This is a genomic window from Bartonella sp. MR168JLCBS, from assembly GCF_042194175.1.
The window spans coordinates 1-882 of sequence record NZ_JBHIMP010000233.1; the positions used below are offsets into that span (position 1 = coordinate 1).

The following is an 882-nucleotide window of genomic DNA, read 5'->3' on the forward strand; positions in this document are numbered from 1 at the left end:
ACAAAAATAATAACAATTTTATCAAAAAACGTATCATAGGCAACCAATGTACCGTAACTGTAAATGAAATAGCAGTCTATATTCTTCTTCTTTATAAAAAATTTATAAAATTAATATCTTATGAAACTGAACTCTCGTTTATCAGATTTGTGTTATTAACTATATTGTTAAAAATATAGGATGCGACTGTGCAAAAACAGGACGTATTATCTTTTCGTTAGATTCTGTGCATCTCATTCTCTAAATCGGAAGACAGTTGAATTATAAACCAGAAATCCCATAAAAGAAAAAACTTTTTTATAGAAACAAAAAGATATGTTTTAAGTATTTGAGTTTATGGAAAAAGCTTTCGATAAAATGGCATTCTTTCTAAAGATATTCATCATCGTTATGCGATGCTTTTCTCTTTGAGCGGGAAGGAAGAATAGAATAAAGATCCAATTTTGCTTCTTCACCCCTTCTCTTTTTGCCTCTAAACATAACCTTGATCACCAATAACTAGGTCTTTTCACCCCTTCCAAAAACTGATGTGTTTTAGTTATATCATTCCAATTTCCTGAAGTAAGAAAAAATGTAAAACTTCGCTCAAAACATCCACCATAGCCTGATTCTTCAGGGTCGAATCTTGGCTTGCTTTTTCCCAACACCTCCTTCTCATATTGGTCTCCTCTGTAGCTTGCAGCCCAATATATAATAACACTTCCAACATAATGAGGAAGCCTAACAACAGCGGCATCAATTCTCACAGCTTCACCATCATAACCTATCGTTCTTGGAAAGCGCTTCCAAAACCGAATTCGAAATCCCTTTCTGACACCAGAATTCATAACGTTTATCAATAAGAGTGCTATTTACCTGAAGAAAAGAGAAAATTCTCATCAT

Annotated in this window: 1 protein-coding gene; it reads right to left on the reverse strand. The window is 33.2% G+C overall.

Going from position 1 to position 882, the window contains the following annotated elements:
• Nucleotides 1-488: 488 nt before the first annotated feature.
• The gene (locus ACFIK8_RS10570; protein ID WP_042995325.1) at nt 489-827 is read right to left on the reverse strand and encodes a hypothetical protein; all 339 of its coding nucleotides are present in this window, start codon (nt 825-827) and stop codon (nt 489-491) included.
• Between the last annotated feature and the right edge of the window lie 55 nt (nt 828-882).